Here is a 16,179-nt window from a genome sequence, read left to right as displayed (position 1 = left end):
TGAGTCCCCCAAAGCTTATCAAACGTCGCGCCCAGCGACGAGGCCACAAGGCGCTTCTCCCACTAGCCCTCGGGCACGCAGATCTGGCCGGCCCGCGCAGCCTGAACGGTCCTTACGATCAACAGAAGAATCACGCAGACCAGCAGGCAGAAGAGATCGACGCCCAGCCCGCGATAAAAGGCGGAATGTGCGAGATCGGCATAGAAGAGCGTTGCGATCGTGAAAGCCGCGATGGGGAAGGAATACGCCCACCAGGACAAGCGTATAGGCCAGGCGCCCGAGCTTGGTGATCTGCATGGCGATGATCAGGAAGAACGGGGTGGCGGCGTAATAGAGAATGCGCGTGAAGGGATCGAGCGTACCGGTGAACTGCAGATAGGCGATGAAACCGACGGCCGGCGGGGCGATGAGGATCACCAGGGGCGGCATCAGCTTGGCGGGCAGCAGCACGATCCAGCAAAGCAGACCGACGGAGAAGAAGAACCAACAGATCTCGGTAAACCCGAAGCCGACACCGGCGACCGGAACGAATATGTTGCCAACGGCTGGAATAAACCACGCCGGATTGATGTGAACGACTTCGAAGGGGCGATGCCCGATCCACGCGGAGACGACGGCAAGCGTTCCGATCAGATGAAGCACGGTGCCGATACCCCAGATCGTCACGGCCATCGAGCCGGGGGCAACGCGAGCCATGGCCGTACCGATCAGGATCAGGCTGATGGAAATGGCGGGAAAGAAGCTGATGCGGACCGGATGGTTCCATTCCCAGACGATCGCATCCGGGTATCACGCGGCCTTCGTGCCGTAGAACACAGCGATCACGATGAAGGCCAGGATGGTGATCCCGAGCAACGTCAAAGGAACGAGTGCGCTGCCACCGAACGTGTGCTCCAGACGTTGCGTGGCGAGGGTTAGCCCCGCCAGTCCCATAACCACGGCAAAGAAACTCACCGGGAAATTCTTGAGGTGGGGTTCGGCGACGGCATGCTCATGGGCGACGGCAGTCATGGGCATCGGAGTCCTCACATGATATTTTGTGAATATATTTACCCCGCCGATAGACCGTCGCAAATCTCTCCACAATGAGGATCGTCAGTCGCGGCACCAAAATCCGTCGCCAAACGAAAAAAGGCCGGCAGATTGCCGACCTTTATCGAATTCCTGACGGTTTGCTCATAACGTCAACCCGATGCGTCCCGAAGCAGACCAGATCTGCGTATCCTGCCCAACGCCGCGGACTTCACCGCCGAGCGAAATGTTGAGCTCATTCGTGGCCGTCACCGAAAAACCGGTGCCGAACCGCGCCGACCAGCTGTCTTCCAGACCGGTATCCGCGATCTCGGTGATTTCGGCATCGTCGCTGAAGAAGCGCCAATCACCATAGGCAGCAAGATATACGGGGCGGCGAGAAGTGTATTGGTCAACGCAAAGCCCTTGCTGATCTTCCCGCCGAAGGACGCGCGACCGATGTAGAAATCCAGCTCATCGTGATCGGTCGAATTACTGTCGGTGTAGGAATCCTGATCTTCCCAGAACACATACAACGATGCGCTGGGGCTGAGTTTGAACCCGCCGAGATCATAGGTGTCGCTGAGCTTGCCGGACGCCGTCCAGCGCGAGGCATCGTAGCTCGCGTCGCCCAGATCGGTGGACACGTCATACGAAAGACCGCTCCAACCGACCATGCCGTCGAGACGAACCGTCTCGGAAAGCCGCCAGCCCGCATAGGCGCCCACCGATCCGCCGTCACCTTCGCTGTGAACCGTGGTCGTGGTAGCTCCAAAATCGTAGTCGAAGTTCTCGTATCCGGTGTAGGAGCCGATGACGAGGTTCGGCAGGATCTTGTATCCGACGCCGACTGTCGCATTGATCTGATGACTGTCAACGGAATCGCTCAGCCAGGATCCGCGCAGACTAGCCCAGACATTCCACGGACTATCCGGCGCAGCACTCGAAGCTTTTCCGTCGTCCGCAAACCCCAGCGCGGAAAAAGCGGCATCGGTGCGTTTGCTGAAATCGGCGGAGGAGAGGGGGGCGGTATAGTTCAGCGTGATGCCGTTGCTCCCGGCTGTATATGTATAGCCGCACCGTCGAAGGCGGCATATCAGTCCCCGCCTCTTTCGCTTCATATGTGGCCGCCGCGGAGTTCACGTCACCGATATGGGATCCGGCCGACAATGTCGACGTATTGACCGTACGCCTCATTTCGGCGAGCGCCGGCTGGCAAACGAGCGCCGCCGCACCGAGGGTCAAGGTAAAGCCGACCGCGTGCGCCGCGTACGGATGAATGGACAGATGTGGGGAAGTCATTTGTTGTTGCGTCTCAGACTGTCCCAACCACATTTCCGGATGATCGACGGCGCTTACTCGGAAAGACAGCCGGGGTTCAGGCGCGAGATGGCTGGAGAGATTGAACGGACTTACAACTCACTATGGAGACCGTGCAAATAGTACCGGTCAACCCCGACGCTTTTGTCCGGATAAGCTATTGCGATTTGCTGTATCCGAAATGTCACGAGTACCGTTGCGGAAATGATATCAAATAGATAGTTATGCACAGTTCCGGCAAATACACCGACCGTTACGGCATGGAATCAGAACAGTGGGCGTTCAATTGCCGACATTTGCCATTGCTGACTGCAATCACGCGCGATGTCTTTCGGAGAAGAAAGCCGCACGGACGGGACATCGGCGTGGCTTGGCGCCCGTCGCATCAAGAGGCTGTCCGGGAGCAATTGAATATCCGGCGCCGGATCAATCGTCAGGTCGGAACATCTCAGCCAAAGCGCAAGCGGATGATCGATGGGAAAGGTACCGGACGCGATGGAGGCCGTCCGTCGCAGTGAGATGCATCGGTATCGGCTGCCGGGCGGCAGCGCCATCCATCAGACACAGCGGAGCTCCAGGACGCACGTAGATCCCGCGTGCACGGTAGATAGCCGGAGACGACGGACCACGTTGGTTGGCCTATGCGGCTACATCATGAGGGGATAAACCAGTGCGCAGGGAGCGACCCGATCCACACATTACATTATCGGCACACCTCTGCTTTGTCTCACATATAATACGCATAAGATATATTATGGAATATTATAAACGGCTTAGCGACGTGCAACACCCCGCCGAGCCACATCGATTTTCGCATTCGTCACGTCACGACACATCGTCGACCCGACCTTCGATCACGTCACGTGCCACGTCGAAGCCGAAGCCTGGACCTCGTTCGTATAATCCTCTTCGATCACACGCCTGATCAGCGCGTTCTCGACACCCTTGGTCGCCAATTTCGCGGCGACCTGACGACGGGAGGCTCCACGGCGGCGCAGACTGTATGTGCGCGTCTCCGCATAGGTGCGGAATGAATAGCTCCCAGAAATCCCAGTCTTTCGTGACGCCGGTGATCATCCAGATGCCGACCGCAAATCCCGCGAAGCCGCCGAGCCCCACCATGGCACACGGATCGAGAATCGACATCAGCCGCCCAGCCAGCGGAGCAGCAAGAAAAACATCGCCGCGCCCGAGACGAACATGGTCTCGCCGATCTGGAGCGCGTTGTAGTCGCGGATCGCCGCCAGATAGACCGGATAGAGATAGGTCAGCCCGTAAAGCCCAATACCCATGATGAAGCTGAAGATGCTGCCCATGGTGAAGTTCGTGTCGGAAAAGGCCCTGAGATCGACAATTGGCTCTTCACCCATGGAACAGCGAGAAATCCGGTTCATCGAAGTCGATCAGGAGAACCGCTGTGATGGTGACGAACAGACCAGGCACGACGTTGATCAGGAACAGCCAGTGCCAAAAGAAGAATTCCGTCAGATAGCCGCCAAGCGTGGGCCCGATCGTCGCCACCAATCCGATCAACGGCAAGACAATATTGAACTTAGCCCGTGGGAAGATCAGGTAGGCGGAGGCGAAAACCGTCGGGATCATGCCGCCGCCGATAAAGCCCCCTGCAGTGCACGATAGACGATCATTTCATCGATCGTCTCGTCGCCGTCGAGCACAACAGGCTCATGGCGGTGAAGCCGCCGGCGGAAATCGCGAACATCCACCGGGTCGACAGCATCCGCGACAGATATCCAGACAGCAGAATCATCACGACTTCCGCGATCAGATAGCTCGTCTGTACCCAGGGAATTTCATCCGACGACGCGCTCAGGCCGGAGATGATCCGGATATCCAGGATCGCCATGGACATACCGAACACCATGCACATGAAGAGGTGAACAGCTTGCGGCCGTCAATATGCTCGTCCTCAGCGGGCGCGGCTGTAGTCCGGTTGGTCATGAGCAGACCGCCTTAATGGCTCAGATTAGCGACATTGGCAGGCGATGCAATCGTGCCCGTGCGCGTGTCGACGCTGGTTACGACAGACATTCCCGCCCGCAGATGCCCCCCGCTCCGCCTCCGCCCACGAAACCGCGATGCGGACCGGCACGCGCTGAACGACCTTGGTGAAATTGCCCGTCGCGTTTTCGGGCGGAAGAAGCGAAAAGACCACGCCCGTTGCCGGAGAGATGCTCTCCACCGTGCCGTGGATCGGCTCACCGAGAAAGGCGTCGACTTCGATATCAACCTTGGCCCCCGGCTCGATTCCCTCAAGCTGGATCTCCTTGAAATTCGCGTCCACATAGACCTTTTGAAGCGGAACCATCGAGGCAATGCGGCTGCCCGCCTGCAGGAAGTTGCCGACCTCGGCCGCGCGGTTGCCGACGACCCCGTCGATGGGGGCGCGGAGACCGTGAACTCAAGATCGCGATGGGCCTTGGCAAGTGCGGTCTCGGCCGTACAGACCGCCTGAACCACTTCCGCGCGCTGGGCGTCCAGAACCTCGATATTTGGCAAGCGCCAGCGTGACGGAGGCCTTCATCGAGGCCACGTCCGCGCGCATCTCCTTGATATGGACCTGCGCGGAATCGAGTGCCGACTGACTGGCCGTATCCGTCTCAACGAGACGCTTCTGGCGATTGTAATCCGTCTGGGCCATGCCGAAATTGACCTGAGCGGCATCGATAGCTGCCTTGGCCTGGTCCACTCTGGCCTGGCCTGCGGTTATCTGCTTGTCGGTGCGCGCAACCGTCGCCTTCGCCGTGGCGATCCCGTCTTCGGCAGAGCGAACGGCGAGACAGTAGTCGCCGTCATCAAGCCGAACCAGCACGTCGCCAGATTGACCGCCTGATTGTCCGCGACCCCAACGGCCTCGACATGGCCGGAAACCTTCGACAGAACCGTGGTGATATCCGCACTGACATAGGCGTCATCGGTCGTCTCGAAAAAGCGGCCGTGTGTCCACCACGAGTAACTCTCAATACGCGCCGAAACCAAGCCCGCCTGCGAGCAGGACAAGCAGCACAAGACGCGCCTTACCCCCGCGCTCGGGAGTGCCCCCTTTTTCCGCTTCTGAGTAGTGGCCTCGCCGGACGAAGCTTCTGCAGAGCCCGATTTCGCGACGGCGGACTGATCGTCAGCTGCAGTGCGCGCCACCTCTTCTCCCTGGTCCTCGCCATTCCCGTCGGGGGCGGAGGGCGTGGAGCGGTCTGTACGATATGCTACTGAAAGCGCCTTTGCCTTGGTCGTCATAAGAGAGTAGAAAAACGTTGACTGAACGATTCGGTCAATGCCTATATGCCGCATTATGACGTGTAGGGTAAGAGCTCTCGTGAACTCTTTTTCGCGCCGCCTATGGTGGCCGGGGATGTTCTGAGACGCGCCACAGGGGTGCGCCGAGCGGCGATGCGCGAATATTAGGCGTGCGGCCGAAGATCTTGGAGCAATCCAGGGCCGTAGTGGGAAGAATGCTTTCGTGCCGACGATTGGAATCGCGGCATGAAACGAAGCGTAGAAAGTCACGGTAAACTCTACCTATCGATCACTACTGTTTGAATCGATAGGCTGGCTTGTCGGTATGCCCGATCGGGAATCAGGAGCCTTGGAAATGCGCGGAGCGCGGCCATGAACATTGTTCATGAACCCAAACGCGCACAACCGGGCGATGGCGGGGTGGCGCCAGCGGGACCATAACCACGACAATGCGAAATACCGCCAGATCCTCGAGGGCGCGCTACAGGTCTTTCGAACCAAGGGGTTCGACGGCGCCAGCATGGAAATGATCGCCAAGGCGGCAAATGTTCCCAAGGGCACGCTCTACGTCTATTTCGACAGCAAGGAAGTCCTGTTTGAATCCCTGATCATGGTGGACCGGCACCGCCAGGGAGAAGCCCTCGTTGACGTGGAATCCGGCGGTTCATATGAGGCCTGTCCGGTATGCGGCGCGACGCGGTTTGCCGGATATCTGGGTACGCGCGTCGACGCGGGCGACCTGAAAAGCTGCGACACCTATAATCGCCGCCATCCGTTTCTTTGACCTGTGCGTCACGCACACGGTGAAACGGATGCTGTTTGCGATCGGCCCCGCGCCCGATGAGGCCGAAATTGGCCGTATCGTCGATCTCGCCGTCGAAGTCTTCCTGGCGGCCTATGACTCCGAGAGGGTGAAGGCCGCAAAGGACAGCTGAGCGGAGCAGGGGGACAGCTTGCCCCCTTCCCGCTTGCGCGTCAGGCTTCGGCGTGAGCGGCGACTTCGATCTGCATTCCGTCAAATGCAGGCGAGACGCCTTCGGGGAGCGTCGCGACGAGCTGGTAATAGTCCAGATCCAGATGCAGATTGGTGACGACAGCCCGGCGCGGTTTCATCCGCTCGATCCATCCGAGCGCGTCTTCCAGTGAGAAATGGCTCGGATGATTGCGCGGCCGCAGCGCATCGACGATCCACGTATCGAGCCCTTCGAGCATCGATACGCTTTCCTCCGGAATGGCCTTCACGTCGGGCATGTAGACGACATCGGCAATCCGAAAGCCGAGCGCCTTGATCTCACCGTGGTTGACCTCGATCGGCAGGGCCGTGATCGGGCCCCCTTCCCCCTCGATCGTCACCGCCTCGCCCGGCTTCAGCCGGTGTTCCGACAGGATCGGCGGATAGCCGGAGCCAGGAGGTGCGGAGAAGCAGTAGCCGAAGGCAGCACGCGCGCGCTCCGACGTCATCGCATCCATGTAGACTGGAACGCGGCGCCAATTGTGTATCGCGATCTGGCGAAGATCGTCGATGCCGTGGATATGGTCCGCATGGGCGTGAGTGTAGAGCACGGCATCCAGATTGCCCACATCCGCATCGAGCAGCTGCTGCCGCATGTCCGGGCCGGAATCGATCAGCACCTTGGTCCGGCCGCCGTCAGACGCGACGCGCTCCACCATGAGCGCGCACCGTTTGCGACGGTTGCGCGGCTCTTTCGGATCGCATTCGCCCCAGACATTGCCGATACGCGGCACGCCGCCAGAGGATCCACATCCGAGGATGGTGAAGCGGTATTGAGACGTCATCGCTGCGCTCCCGCGCCTTCCGGCCAGCTCCACATCAGGTCGCGGCCTTCTTGCGGTCGACTTTGGAGAACAGCCGATAGAAATTCTCCGTCGTGGTCGCGGCGATTTCCTCGTACGAGACGCCCCGCGTTTCCGCCAGAACCTTCGCCGTGTTGACCACGAAGGAGGGCTCGTTCCGCTTGCCGCGTTTCGGCACCGGCGCGAGATAGGGGGAATCCGTCTCGACCAAAAGCCGGTCCGCAGGAATTTCCTTGGCGATGGAGCGTATCTCTTCCGACTTTTTGAACGTCAGAATGCCGGACAAAGAAACGTAGAGACCAAGCTCCACGCCGCGCAGGGCCAGGTCCCGGCCGGAGGAGAAACAGTGCAAGATGGCCGGAAAGGCCCCCTTCTCCATTTCCTCACTCAAAATGGCGATCATGTCGTCATCGGCATCGCGGGAATGGATGACCAGCGGCAGCCCGGTGCGCCGCGCCGCATCGATATGACGACGGAACCCCGTCGCCTGAGCATCGCGCGGCGACGAGTCGTAGAAATAGTCGAGCCCCACCTCCCCGATCGCCACCACCTTGGGATGCGCCTCGGCCATTGCCACCAGATCGTCCGCACTGAGATCGAGTTCCTCATGTGCGTTTTGGGGATGGGTGCCGATGGAGCACCACACGCAATCGTAGCTTTCAGTGATCTTGCGGATCGTATCGAACTGCTTCACGCGCGTGGAGATGGTGACCATCGTCTCCACCCCGACCTCGTTGGCGCGCGCGACGATGGCGTCGCGCTCTTCCTCAAAGTTGGGGAAATCGAGATGGCAATGACTGTCGACGAGCATCAGGACTTACCCTCGTCCTTCTGCTCTTCCACATAGCGCGGGAACACGCCCGCAGGCTTCGGCAGATCGATACCGGGCTTCAGACGCCCCGCCTCGCCGAGCGTTGCGAACCCGCGCTCATCCACCCCGAGAGCCAGAAGATCGAGCAGCTTGGCGCAGGAGGTCGGCATGGTCGGCTGGGCAAGGATCGTCACCTGACGAACCACTTCCGCCGTCACATAGAGAACCGTGCCCATCCGCGCGGGATCGGCCTTCTTCAAGGCCCACGGTTCCTGCGAAGCGAAATAGCGGTTGGCCTCGGCAACCACCGACCAGATCGCGGCCAGCGCGTGATGGATTTCCTGCTTCTCCATCGCCGCCCGGCAGGTCGCCAGCAGAGCATCGGCCTGAGCCAGGATTTCCTTGTCCGCGTCACTGAATCCGCCCGGCTCCGGCAGCTTGCCGCCGAGGTTCTTGCTGATCATCGACAGCGAGCGCTGCGCCAGATTGCCGAGATCGTTGGCCAGGTCCGCATTCGTGCGGTTGACGATCGCATCGTGGCTGTAGTTACCATCTTGACCAAAGAGCACTTCGCGCAGCAGGAAGAAGCGCAGCTGGTCGAGACCGTAGTTCTCGATCAGCGCGAACGGATCGATGACGTTGCCGACCGACTTCGACATCTTCTCGCCGCGGTTGAACAGGAAGCCGTGCGCATAGACGCGCTTGGGCAACGCAATGCCCGCCGACATCAGGAATGCCGGCCAGTAGACGGCGTGGAAGCGCACGATGTCCTTGCCGATGACGTGCAGGTTCGCGGGCCAGTATTTCCACTTCGAGTTTTCCTCGTCGGGAAAGCCCAGCGCGGTGATGTAGTTGGTCAGCGCATCGACCCACACATACATGACGTGCTTGGGATCGTCGGGCACCGGAATACCCCAGTCGAAGGTGGTGCGCGAGATCGACAGATCCTTCAGGCCGCCCTTGACGAAGCTAACCACCTCGTTGCGACGCTCAGACGAGCCGATGAAATCGGGATTGGCGTCATAGTGGGCGAGCAGCTTGTCCTGATAGGCGGAGAGGCGGAAAAAGTAGCTCTCCTCCTCAACCCATTCCACTGGCGTGCCCTGGGGGCCGTAGCGAACGCCGTCGTCACGCACCTCGGTTTCCGCTTCCTGGTAGTAGGCCTCGTCGCAAACCGAATACCAGCCGGAATAGGCACCCTTGTAGATGTCGCCGTTTTCCGCCATGCGCCGCCAGATCTCCTGGCAAGACTTGTAGTGACGCTCTTCCGTGGTGCGGATGAAATCGTTGTTGGAGCAACCGAGCGCCGCAACCATGTCCTTGAAGCACGCCGCATTGCGGTCGGCCAGATCGCGCACAGCCATGCCTCCGCGCGCGGCCGCCTGGTGCATCTTCTGGCCGTGCTCGTCGGTGCCGGTCAGGAAGTAGACGTCGCGGCCGTCGAGGGCCATGAAACGTGCGAGGACATCGGTCGCGATCGCCTCGTAGGCGTGGCCGATATGCGGCACCCCGTTGGGATAAGAAATCGCGGTCGTGATGTAGAACGGCGTGGTCTCGGTCATAAGATTCCTGTCATGCGCGGCGGAGCGATCACCATGCCCGGAGCGCAAAACGAACGACGTTGCCGGCCGGACGCCGTTCGGCTTGTGATCTTTATCGCAAAAGGCCGGCTGAAAACTGTCTCAAGCAGCGGGTCGGCCGCGCGCTGCCTCGCCCAGTGCCTGAAAGCCACCCAGAACCACTTGTTTGCGATCGAGGTTGAGCGCATCGGCGAGCGTCGCCGCTCGGTTGGCCTTTTCCCACACCTCGCTCCACCTGACAAGGCGCGCCGGGGTTACGCCCGATGCCGCATCCTCACGCACCCGGCGGTCAAGCCAGTCGCGCAGTAGATCGAGGAAAATCCGGTAGGATTCCTCGGATTTCCGGTCGCTGACAGCATCCGCGAAGCGGTGGATCTGACGCAGATCCGGCTCCGGCAATTGCCCGATCAGCCGCTCCAGCCCATTGGCAATTTCAACCCCGCCGGAATCAAGAAGCTGGATCGCCCGGCGCAGCGAACCGTCGGCAAGAACTGCCGCATGGGCCACCTCCCCGTCCCCACGCTCGAACATCTCAAGCCCCTGGCAGATCTCCTCCTCCGACATCGGCTTCAGATCCAGCCGACGACAGCGCGAGCGAATCGTGGGCAGTAGACGTCCGGGTGAATGGGAGAGGACGAAGAACAGGCATTTCTCCGGCGGCTCCTCAAGAATTTTCAGCAAGGCATTGGCCGCACTTGCATTCATGTCGTCCGCAGCATCAACGATACAGACACGCCAGCCGCCATAGGACGACGTCGAACCGAAGAAGGAGATCGTCCGACGGACCTCGTCAACGGTCAGGAATGACTTGAAGCATTTGGCCTTTTCATCCCACGGGCGGCGCAGATGGAGAAGATCCCCGTGACTGCCCGCAATAACCCGGCGCACGATCGGATCGTCCTGATCCACGGAGAGATCGGCAGCAAGCATCAGGTGCGGCGCATTGCGATCCGGATTGACCAGGACGAACCGCGCCATGCGGAAGGCGAGCGTCGCCTTGCCGATGCCCTTGGGGCCGCCGATCAGCCAGGCATGGTGCAAACGCTGAGACCGGTAGGCATCCAGCAGCGTGCGTTCCGCCTGCGCATGACCGATGAGCCACATCTGCTCGCGCGGCAACGGCAGTCCGTCGATCCGGTCGATTTCCGGAGCCGCTTCAACATCGTTTGCCGCCATCACTCAGCTCCTGACGCCGTCTCGCGAGGACGTGACGCTTTCCGCGATCGGTCCGAGCCGCGTTTCAACGATCTCGATTATCGCCTCGGCCACTTCATCCGGCTTTCTGGAGCCGTCGACGACCGCGCACCGCTCCGGCTCGGCCCTTGCGATGTCGAGATAGCGGTCGCGTCGATTGGAATGAATTTCGAGAGTTTCGCGCTCAAAGCGGTCCTTTTCGGCGCCGCCAGATAGCTCGTCCCGTCCGGCAATCCGCTTGAACCCCAGACGCGGAGGAATATCGACGATGAGTGTCAGGTCCGGCGAAAGACGACCGACGGCGACGGCTTCAAGCTTCTTCAGAAATGCCGGCTGAACACCGCTTTCGCCCTGATAGACGCGGGTTGAATCGATGAAGCGATCGCACAGAACCCATTTCCCGGCATGGAAGGCCGGTTCGATCGTCTGGGCAATATGATCGGCACGGGCTGCGGAAAAGAGGATCGCCTCGGTTTCCGGACCGAGGGCTTCGGCAGCCCCCGACAGCAGAACGTGGCGCACCGCCTCCGCACCGGGTGAGCCGCCCGGCTCGCGCGTAATGACGACATCGACCCCGCAACGACGCAGGTAATCGGCAAGCCGGGAAATCTGCGTGGACTTCCCCGCCCCCTCGCCGCCTTCGAAGGTGATGAATTGTCCTCGCAAAATCGTGTCCTTACCGTCCCCGAACCATCCGGAGACCCCACAAATCCAGGTTGCCGCGATGCGCCCCTGCCAGTTGGTCTCGCATTTATACGGGCAACGCCCACCCGTTACCACCAGCCGATCAGAAGTTCCAAGGCTCCGTCCACCGCGCGTTGCTTGATATCGCCGACCACGATCTCCGATGCGGTGAAGAGCGGAGCCACATTGACGAGCTCCTTACCCTTGTAGAGCCGCAATTCCCCTACCTTCTGGCCTTTCTTGATCGGAGCCGGGATCGGCCCCGTGTAGACGACCCGCATCCGATAGACTTCGCGCCCGGCATCGAGCAGCGTCATCTCTACCGGCACATAGGAGACAAGCGGTACGTAGCTCTCGGCGCCGCCAAAGACCCGGGCCTCCGCCACAACCTCATTGGCCTTGTATACTTCAACCGTATCAAACTGCTCGTAGCCGGCGCCCAGCAGATCGACCGCGGCCTGATCCCGTGCGTCCTGGTCGGCAAGTCCGGCAACGACCGTCAGCAGACGGTGGACGTTCTTAATCGAAGACGAGACGACTCCGTGCCCCTCGCCTTCCACGAACCCGTCCTTCAGACCGTCAATGCCGATGGAATTGCCGAACAGAGCCATCCGATTGCGCTGGTAGATGCCGTTCCAGGTGAACGCCTCTTCGCTGAAGATGCGATAAAGCTGCGGGTGCGCCTTGATCAGGTATGCCGCGAGGATGAAAAGACCGCGCGCTGTGGTGCGGATCTGCGCCCCCGGAAGCCCCGTCGCATTGCCGAAATGGGAATGCGTCATGCCCAGTTCGCGGGCGCGTTCATTCATGCGCTCGGCAAAGGCTCCCTCAGACCCGGCCAGTCCTTCCGCCACGATGATGCAGCCGTCATTGGCATTCTGAATGATGATGCCGCGAATGAGATCGGCGACAGGGACCTCGGAGTTCAAGACGGCGAACATCGTCGTCGTTCGCGCAGGCGCGCCGCCTGTGCGCCAGGCATGTTCGGAAACCGGAAAGGTCGTCTCCAGTGTCACGGTTCCCTTGTCCAGCGCTCCGAACAACACGTCCAGCGTCATCAGCTTGGCCATGGCAATCATAGTACCCGGCATGGTGCCGCCAGGCGTAACCGCACCCGGACCGCGATAGGATGCCAGAAGATACTGCTGATCGCGGCCATCCATGCGGGCCCGACCGACATATTGCACCCGAACCTTCGCCGTTCCCTTGGACTTGAAGTTCAGCATGTCGGCGACGCGGCTCGACAGGTCGATCACGCGATTGCCGTGGAACGGCCCGCGATCGTTGACGCGCACGATCATGGAACGGCCGTTGCTCAGGTTCGTCACCCGCGCATAGGACGGCAGCGGCATGGTGGTGTGAGCCGCGGTCAGCGCGTTCTTGTCGAAGATCTCGCCGTTGGCCGTCATCCGGCCATAGAACGTCGGTCCGTACCACGACGCCAGCCCGACCTTGTCATAGTCGGGATCAAGCTTCGGGCGATACCACTTCCCAGCGATCTTGTAGGGTTTGCCGACCACGTAGCGGCCGCCGCCCTTGGGCACGGCGCCATTTTCCGAAACGACGCGAGGGCTCCCTTTCACGCCGTACTTCTTCGGGTCGAATTTGTTCTTCGAGGAAGGCGTGGTGCTGCAGGCTGCAAAGGCAAGGCAAGCCGCAACAATCGTCACGCCACACATCAACTTGCGAAAACGGCTCGCGCTCATGTTTGCGCGCGTCACCGCTCTCCCGCTCAGGGCGTCGTTCGCATCCATCATGCCGTCATACTCGATACACTTTGCCGGCTGAGGGACGTCGTCTCGAAAACCGCACCGCGCCAAAGCGCGTCCCCTGTCCCAAAACTACGGCAGTGACGGAATCGATCCGGAGCCGTCCCCACAAACTCCGGTACAATATATCGCGCAGATGTCTTAACCGACGGCTAAGTCCTGACCACATTCGGTTTTCCGGCTGTCCCCGATTCTAAAGAGGCCCCAATGGACCGGCGGCAAGGCAAGATACAACCGGTTGCACACATTCCCCATCGTTACATCCTTTTGCATTTCTTGTGTGGCGAAGAGACGTGCGAACCAAGGCGAAAAAGTGACGAAGAAGAGCCGACCCACATCGTTTTCAAAGACAGGTGCTTTAGGTTATATCGGCCCCACGCAGTCAACCGCCGATGATGTTTTCGTCTTTCGTCAGTTGAAATGCGAAGGGAAACGTCGCTATCCCGCTGATATTAATGGGCGCCGTGCCCCGTTACACGAATCTCGGTTGCGAACAACGATGCGATCCCGACGTCCGCAATTTCTGATCTCCCGCGTCGATTTTGCGCACCCGTGCGGCGCCGATCGCAAAGACTTGCCGCAGCCTCAGGGGCGCAGGAAGTCCGGCAGAACCGGCAATGCGGTCAGATCGTTGATTTCGATATCCGCACCGTCGAAGCTCGGCGACTTGTCACCTTCCGGGCGATAGAACGCCACTCGCAGCCGGGCACTGCGGGCAGCCCGCGCTCCGGTCGGAGAATCTTCCACTGCCAGCACTGCCAGCACATTCGTGCGGGGAACGCCAAGCGCCGAAACGGCTTTCAGATAGGGCTCGGGATCAGGCTTGCCGCGCATCACGTCTTCAACACTGATCGAGCCTGCAAGCAGCGACCCGATACCGAGCCGCTCGATATTGGTGTCGACGACCCGCCACGCCAAATTGGAGACGCAAAACTGGGCGACGCCCATGCGCGCTAGAACGTTGACGGTCTCCACAGCCCCCGGCATCGGGGTCAGACGTTCCGCGTTTTCGACGTACCAGTCGACGATTTCCCCGTTCCATCTCTCTTCGGTGAGACTGCCCGGGAATTCCTCGTGCAATGCGAACCACACATCGGACATGTGCACGCCGCGAAAGCGCTCCTCCGGCTCCGCGGACAGATCGACGCCATACCGTTTGCTCACCGCAATCAGCGCATGGAGGTGCAGCGACTCGCTGTCCATCAACGTGCCGTCGATATCCCATGCCACGGCATTCAAAATTCGCTCCGTCACGAATGAAATCCCTTCAGTCGTTCGTAAGTTCCCTGAACCGCGCATACCCGCGCTCATAGGCGGCGATGTTCTCAGCCGTCGGTTCGATCTGTCCTGCATCGCTGACAAAGGCCCCGATGCCTTCCCAGTCGGCAAGACCGACGCCGACCGCCGCCGTCCAGGCCGCGCCCAGACAGGAGCCGGGATGACCACCGAGACGCTGAACCGGCGCACCCATCACATCGGCAACGATCCCCATCCAGGCCCGGCTCTGGGAACCGCCGTCGGAAACGAAGAACCGGTCCGCCGGATGTCCCATGTCGCGGAGCACCTCCACATGGTGCCGCAAGGCATAGGCATAGGCCTCCAACACGGCGCACCAGAGGTGGCCGATATCGTGTGACAGGGTCAGCCCCTCGATAACACCGCACACGGATGGATCATGCAGCGGGGGTCTTCTCGCCCAGGAAATAGGGCAAAATCGTCAGATCGTCCGATCCGGCGGGGCGCTCCGCCGCCTTTTCATCAAGCCAGGCATGGACCAATTTACCCCGCGTGTCGGCATTGACCGCAAAGGTTTTCACAAACCAGTTCAGAACGGATCCGCCCGTCGACATGCAGCCGTTGGGCATGTAGAGGCCCGGGATCAGATGATAGTCGAGATAGAGCCGCGCATCGGGCACGACCCGATCCGTCGCGGTCATGATGTCGACGGCACCGCCGAACTTCAGAAGGACGTCGCCGGATTTCGTAACGCCGGCCCCGAGCGCGGAGGCGATCATGTCCGCAGCGCCACCGACAACCGGCGTTCCTTCCGCCAGTCCCGTGGCGGCTGCAGCCTCGGGCGTAACCTTGCCCAGAATCTCGTGCGAGCCAATCTTCGGCGGAACGGCGGCTTCCGGGACACCCGTCATGCAGGCCAGCTCCGGATCGAGACGGTCGCTTTGACGTCCACGAGCCCGGCTTCAAGCACCCAGTTCTGCTCGATCGCCTTCTCGCCGGTCAGACGCCAGTTGATGAAGTCGTAGGATCCGAAGACGGTTGCTACACGCGCATGGTTTTCCTGCTCATGACACGCGATCCAGCGCATCTTGGCGTCGACGAGCTGCTGATTGACGCCGTTGCCGGCCCGCTTGATAAACGCTGCCTCATCGATCTCGGCGCGCATCTCATCGATCTCGACGCCGCAGCGCCCGTCGCTCTGCTGGATCGAGGGGCGAATCAGCCGGTCGTCCTTATCCAGAAGCACGACCGCCGGAAGCATGCCGGAAACGCCGATCGCGGAAATCTCATCCGCGCCGCGCCCGCTCTTCGACAGGAGTTCCGGCACGATCCGGCAAACATTCGCCCACCATTCCTCAGGATCTTCTTCGGCCCACCCCGCATGAGGCGAGTTCAGGTTAACCGGAAAGGAGGCGGTGGCGAGCACCCGGGCAGGCAACTCGATCAGAATGCCGATGGTCGATGTGGTGCCGATATCGAGGCCGAGGACAAGCGACATGGAAGATTC

Annotated in this window: 15 protein-coding genes and 2 pseudogenes; 2 read left to right on the top strand and 15 right to left on the bottom strand. The window is 60.6% G+C overall.

The annotated features are described in order from the left end of the window. Positions 1-18: 18 nt before the first annotated feature. The 7 genes and pseudogenes from QNJ43_RS07755 to QNJ43_RS07725 all read right to left on the bottom strand — a co-directional run bounded on the left by QNJ43_RS07755 (position 19) and on the right by QNJ43_RS07725 (position 5,161). Positions 19-729, bottom strand: a complete 711-nt coding sequence (locus tag QNJ43_RS07755; RefSeq protein ID WP_346432908.1) for a hypothetical protein — start codon at positions 727-729, stop codon at positions 19-21. A 60-nt stretch (positions 730-789) separates the two neighbouring features. Continuing rightward, positions 790-1,017, bottom strand: coding sequence for a hypothetical protein (locus tag QNJ43_RS07750; protein WP_300468801.1), 228 nt, complete (start codon positions 1,015-1,017; stop codon positions 790-792). Positions 1,018-1,280: 263 nt separating this feature from the next. Then, positions 1,281-2,132: an autotransporter outer membrane beta-barrel domain-containing protein gene (locus QNJ43_RS07745; RefSeq protein ID WP_300468799.1), complete on the bottom strand. Its 852-nt coding sequence runs from the start codon at positions 2,130-2,132 to the stop codon at positions 1,281-1,283. Positions 2,133-2,597: 465 nt separating this feature from the next. Then, positions 2,598-2,885 carry a hypothetical protein gene (locus tag QNJ43_RS07740; protein ID WP_300468797.1) on the bottom strand — a complete coding sequence of 96 codons (288 nt, stop codon included), beginning with the start codon at positions 2,883-2,885 and terminating at the stop codon, positions 2,598-2,600. A gap of 472 nt (positions 2,886-3,357) precedes the next feature. Next, a pseudogene (locus QNJ43_RS07735) lies at positions 3,358-4,290 on the bottom strand (MFS transporter); the annotation flags it as partial. A gap of 25 nt (positions 4,291-4,315) precedes the next feature. Next, on the bottom strand, positions 4,316-4,684 hold the full coding sequence (locus QNJ43_RS07730; protein WP_300469042.1) for an efflux RND transporter periplasmic adaptor subunit: 369 nt from the start codon (positions 4,682-4,684) through the stop codon (positions 4,316-4,318). Positions 4,685-4,750: 66 nt separating this feature from the next. Next, positions 4,751-5,161 (bottom strand): hypothetical protein, encoded by a 411-nt coding sequence (locus QNJ43_RS07725; protein ID WP_300468794.1) that lies wholly within the window; start codon positions 5,159-5,161, stop codon positions 4,751-4,753. Between the two features lie 807 nt (positions 5,162-5,968). Between QNJ43_RS07725 and QNJ43_RS07720 the strand changes: the two genes are divergently transcribed. Beyond that, positions 5,969-6,367: a helix-turn-helix domain-containing protein gene (locus QNJ43_RS07720; protein ID WP_346432899.1), complete on the top strand. Its 399-nt coding sequence runs from the start codon at positions 5,969-5,971 to the stop codon at positions 6,365-6,367. A 28-nt stretch (positions 6,368-6,395) separates the two neighbouring features. Then, the gene (locus QNJ43_RS26885; protein ID WP_346432907.1) at positions 6,396-6,518 is read left to right on the top strand and encodes a TetR/AcrR family transcriptional regulator C-terminal domain-containing protein; all 123 of its coding nucleotides are present in this window, start codon (positions 6,396-6,398) and stop codon (positions 6,516-6,518) included. Positions 6,519-6,558: 40 nt separating this feature from the next. On the opposite strand, the gene QNJ43_RS07715 is transcribed toward QNJ43_RS26885, so the two are convergent. From QNJ43_RS07715 to QNJ43_RS07680, 8 genes and pseudogenes are all read right to left on the bottom strand, one after another. Next, positions 6,559-7,380: an MBL fold metallo-hydrolase gene (locus QNJ43_RS07715; protein ID WP_300468792.1), complete on the bottom strand. Its 822-nt coding sequence runs from the start codon at positions 7,378-7,380 to the stop codon at positions 6,559-6,561. Positions 7,381-7,414: 34 nt separating this feature from the next. Beyond that, positions 7,415-8,209, bottom strand: coding sequence for a TatD family hydrolase (locus QNJ43_RS07710; protein WP_300468790.1), 795 nt, complete (start codon positions 8,207-8,209; stop codon positions 7,415-7,417). Beyond that, a complete protein-coding gene (metG, locus tag QNJ43_RS07705) occupies positions 8,209-9,771 on the bottom strand; it encodes a methionine--tRNA ligase (protein ID WP_300468788.1) in 1,563 nt (520 codons plus the stop codon). The genes QNJ43_RS07710 and metG overlap by 1 nt, the downstream gene beginning before the upstream one ends. Before the next feature lie 120 nt (positions 9,772-9,891). Further along, entirely contained in the window at positions 9,892-10,965 is a 1,074-nt protein-coding gene (locus QNJ43_RS07700) for a DNA polymerase III subunit delta' (RefSeq protein ID WP_300468786.1), read from the bottom strand. Between the two features lie 3 nt (positions 10,966-10,968). Further along, entirely contained in the window at positions 10,969-11,652 is a 684-nt protein-coding gene (tmk, locus tag QNJ43_RS07695; RefSeq protein WP_300469040.1) for a dTMP kinase, read from the bottom strand. A 104-nt stretch (positions 11,653-11,756) separates the two neighbouring features. Then, positions 11,757-13,424 carry a septal ring lytic transglycosylase RlpA family protein gene (locus QNJ43_RS07690; RefSeq protein ID WP_300468784.1) on the bottom strand — a complete coding sequence of 556 codons (1,668 nt, stop codon included), beginning with the start codon at positions 13,422-13,424 and terminating at the stop codon, positions 11,757-11,759. Positions 13,425-14,021: 597 nt separating this feature from the next. After that, entirely contained in the window at positions 14,022-14,690 is a 669-nt protein-coding gene (locus QNJ43_RS07685) for an HAD family phosphatase (RefSeq protein WP_300468782.1), read from the bottom strand. A 13-nt stretch (positions 14,691-14,703) separates the two neighbouring features. Beyond that, positions 14,704-16,170, bottom strand: a pseudogene (locus tag QNJ43_RS07680) (FGGY-family carbohydrate kinase). Positions 16,171-16,179: the final 9 nt, after the last annotated feature.

The sequence above is a fragment of the Breoghania sp. genome (assembly GCF_030066895.1).
Classification (GTDB): domain Bacteria; phylum Pseudomonadota; class Alphaproteobacteria; order Rhizobiales; family Stappiaceae; genus Breoghania.
The sequence above is the reverse complement of the archived record's forward strand: the minus strand, read 5'-3'. Positions and strand labels throughout refer to the sequence as shown.

What these genes read in the sequence shown, in the direction of transcription:
- QNJ43_RS07750 (WP_300468801.1), bottom strand. Translation starts at nt 1,017, where the DNA reads ATGCCCATGACTGCCGTCGCCCATGAGCATGCCGTCGCCGAACCCCAC.
- QNJ43_RS07745 (WP_300468799.1), bottom strand. Translation starts at nt 2,132, where the DNA reads ATGAAGCGAAAGAGGCGGGGACTGATATGCCGCCTTCGACGGTGCGGC.
- QNJ43_RS07740 (WP_300468797.1), bottom strand. Translation starts at nt 2,885, where the DNA reads ATGGCGCTGCCGCCCGGCAGCCGATACCGATGCATCTCACTGCGACGG.
- QNJ43_RS07720 (WP_346432899.1), top strand. Translation starts at nt 5,969, where the DNA reads ATGAACCCAAACGCGCACAACCGGGCGATGGCGGGGTGGCGCCAGCGG.
- QNJ43_RS26885 (WP_346432907.1), top strand. Translation starts at nt 6,396, where the DNA reads ATGCTGTTTGCGATCGGCCCCGCGCCCGATGAGGCCGAAATTGGCCGT.
- QNJ43_RS07715 (WP_300468792.1), bottom strand. Translation starts at nt 7,380, where the DNA reads ATGACGTCTCAATACCGCTTCACCATCCTCGGATGTGGATCCTCTGGC.
- QNJ43_RS07710 (WP_300468790.1), bottom strand. Translation starts at nt 8,209, where the DNA reads ATGCTCGTCGACAGTCATTGCCATCTCGATTTCCCCAACTTTGAGGAA.
- metG (WP_300468788.1), bottom strand. Translation starts at nt 9,771, where the DNA reads ATGACCGAGACCACGCCGTTCTACATCACGACCGCGATTTCTTATCCC.
- QNJ43_RS07700 (WP_300468786.1), bottom strand. Translation starts at nt 10,965, where the DNA reads ATGGCGGCAAACGATGTTGAAGCGGCTCCGGAAATCGACCGGATCGAC.
- QNJ43_RS07690 (WP_300468784.1), bottom strand. Translation starts at nt 13,424, where the DNA reads ATGATGGATGCGAACGACGCCCTGAGCGGGAGAGCGGTGACGCGCGCA.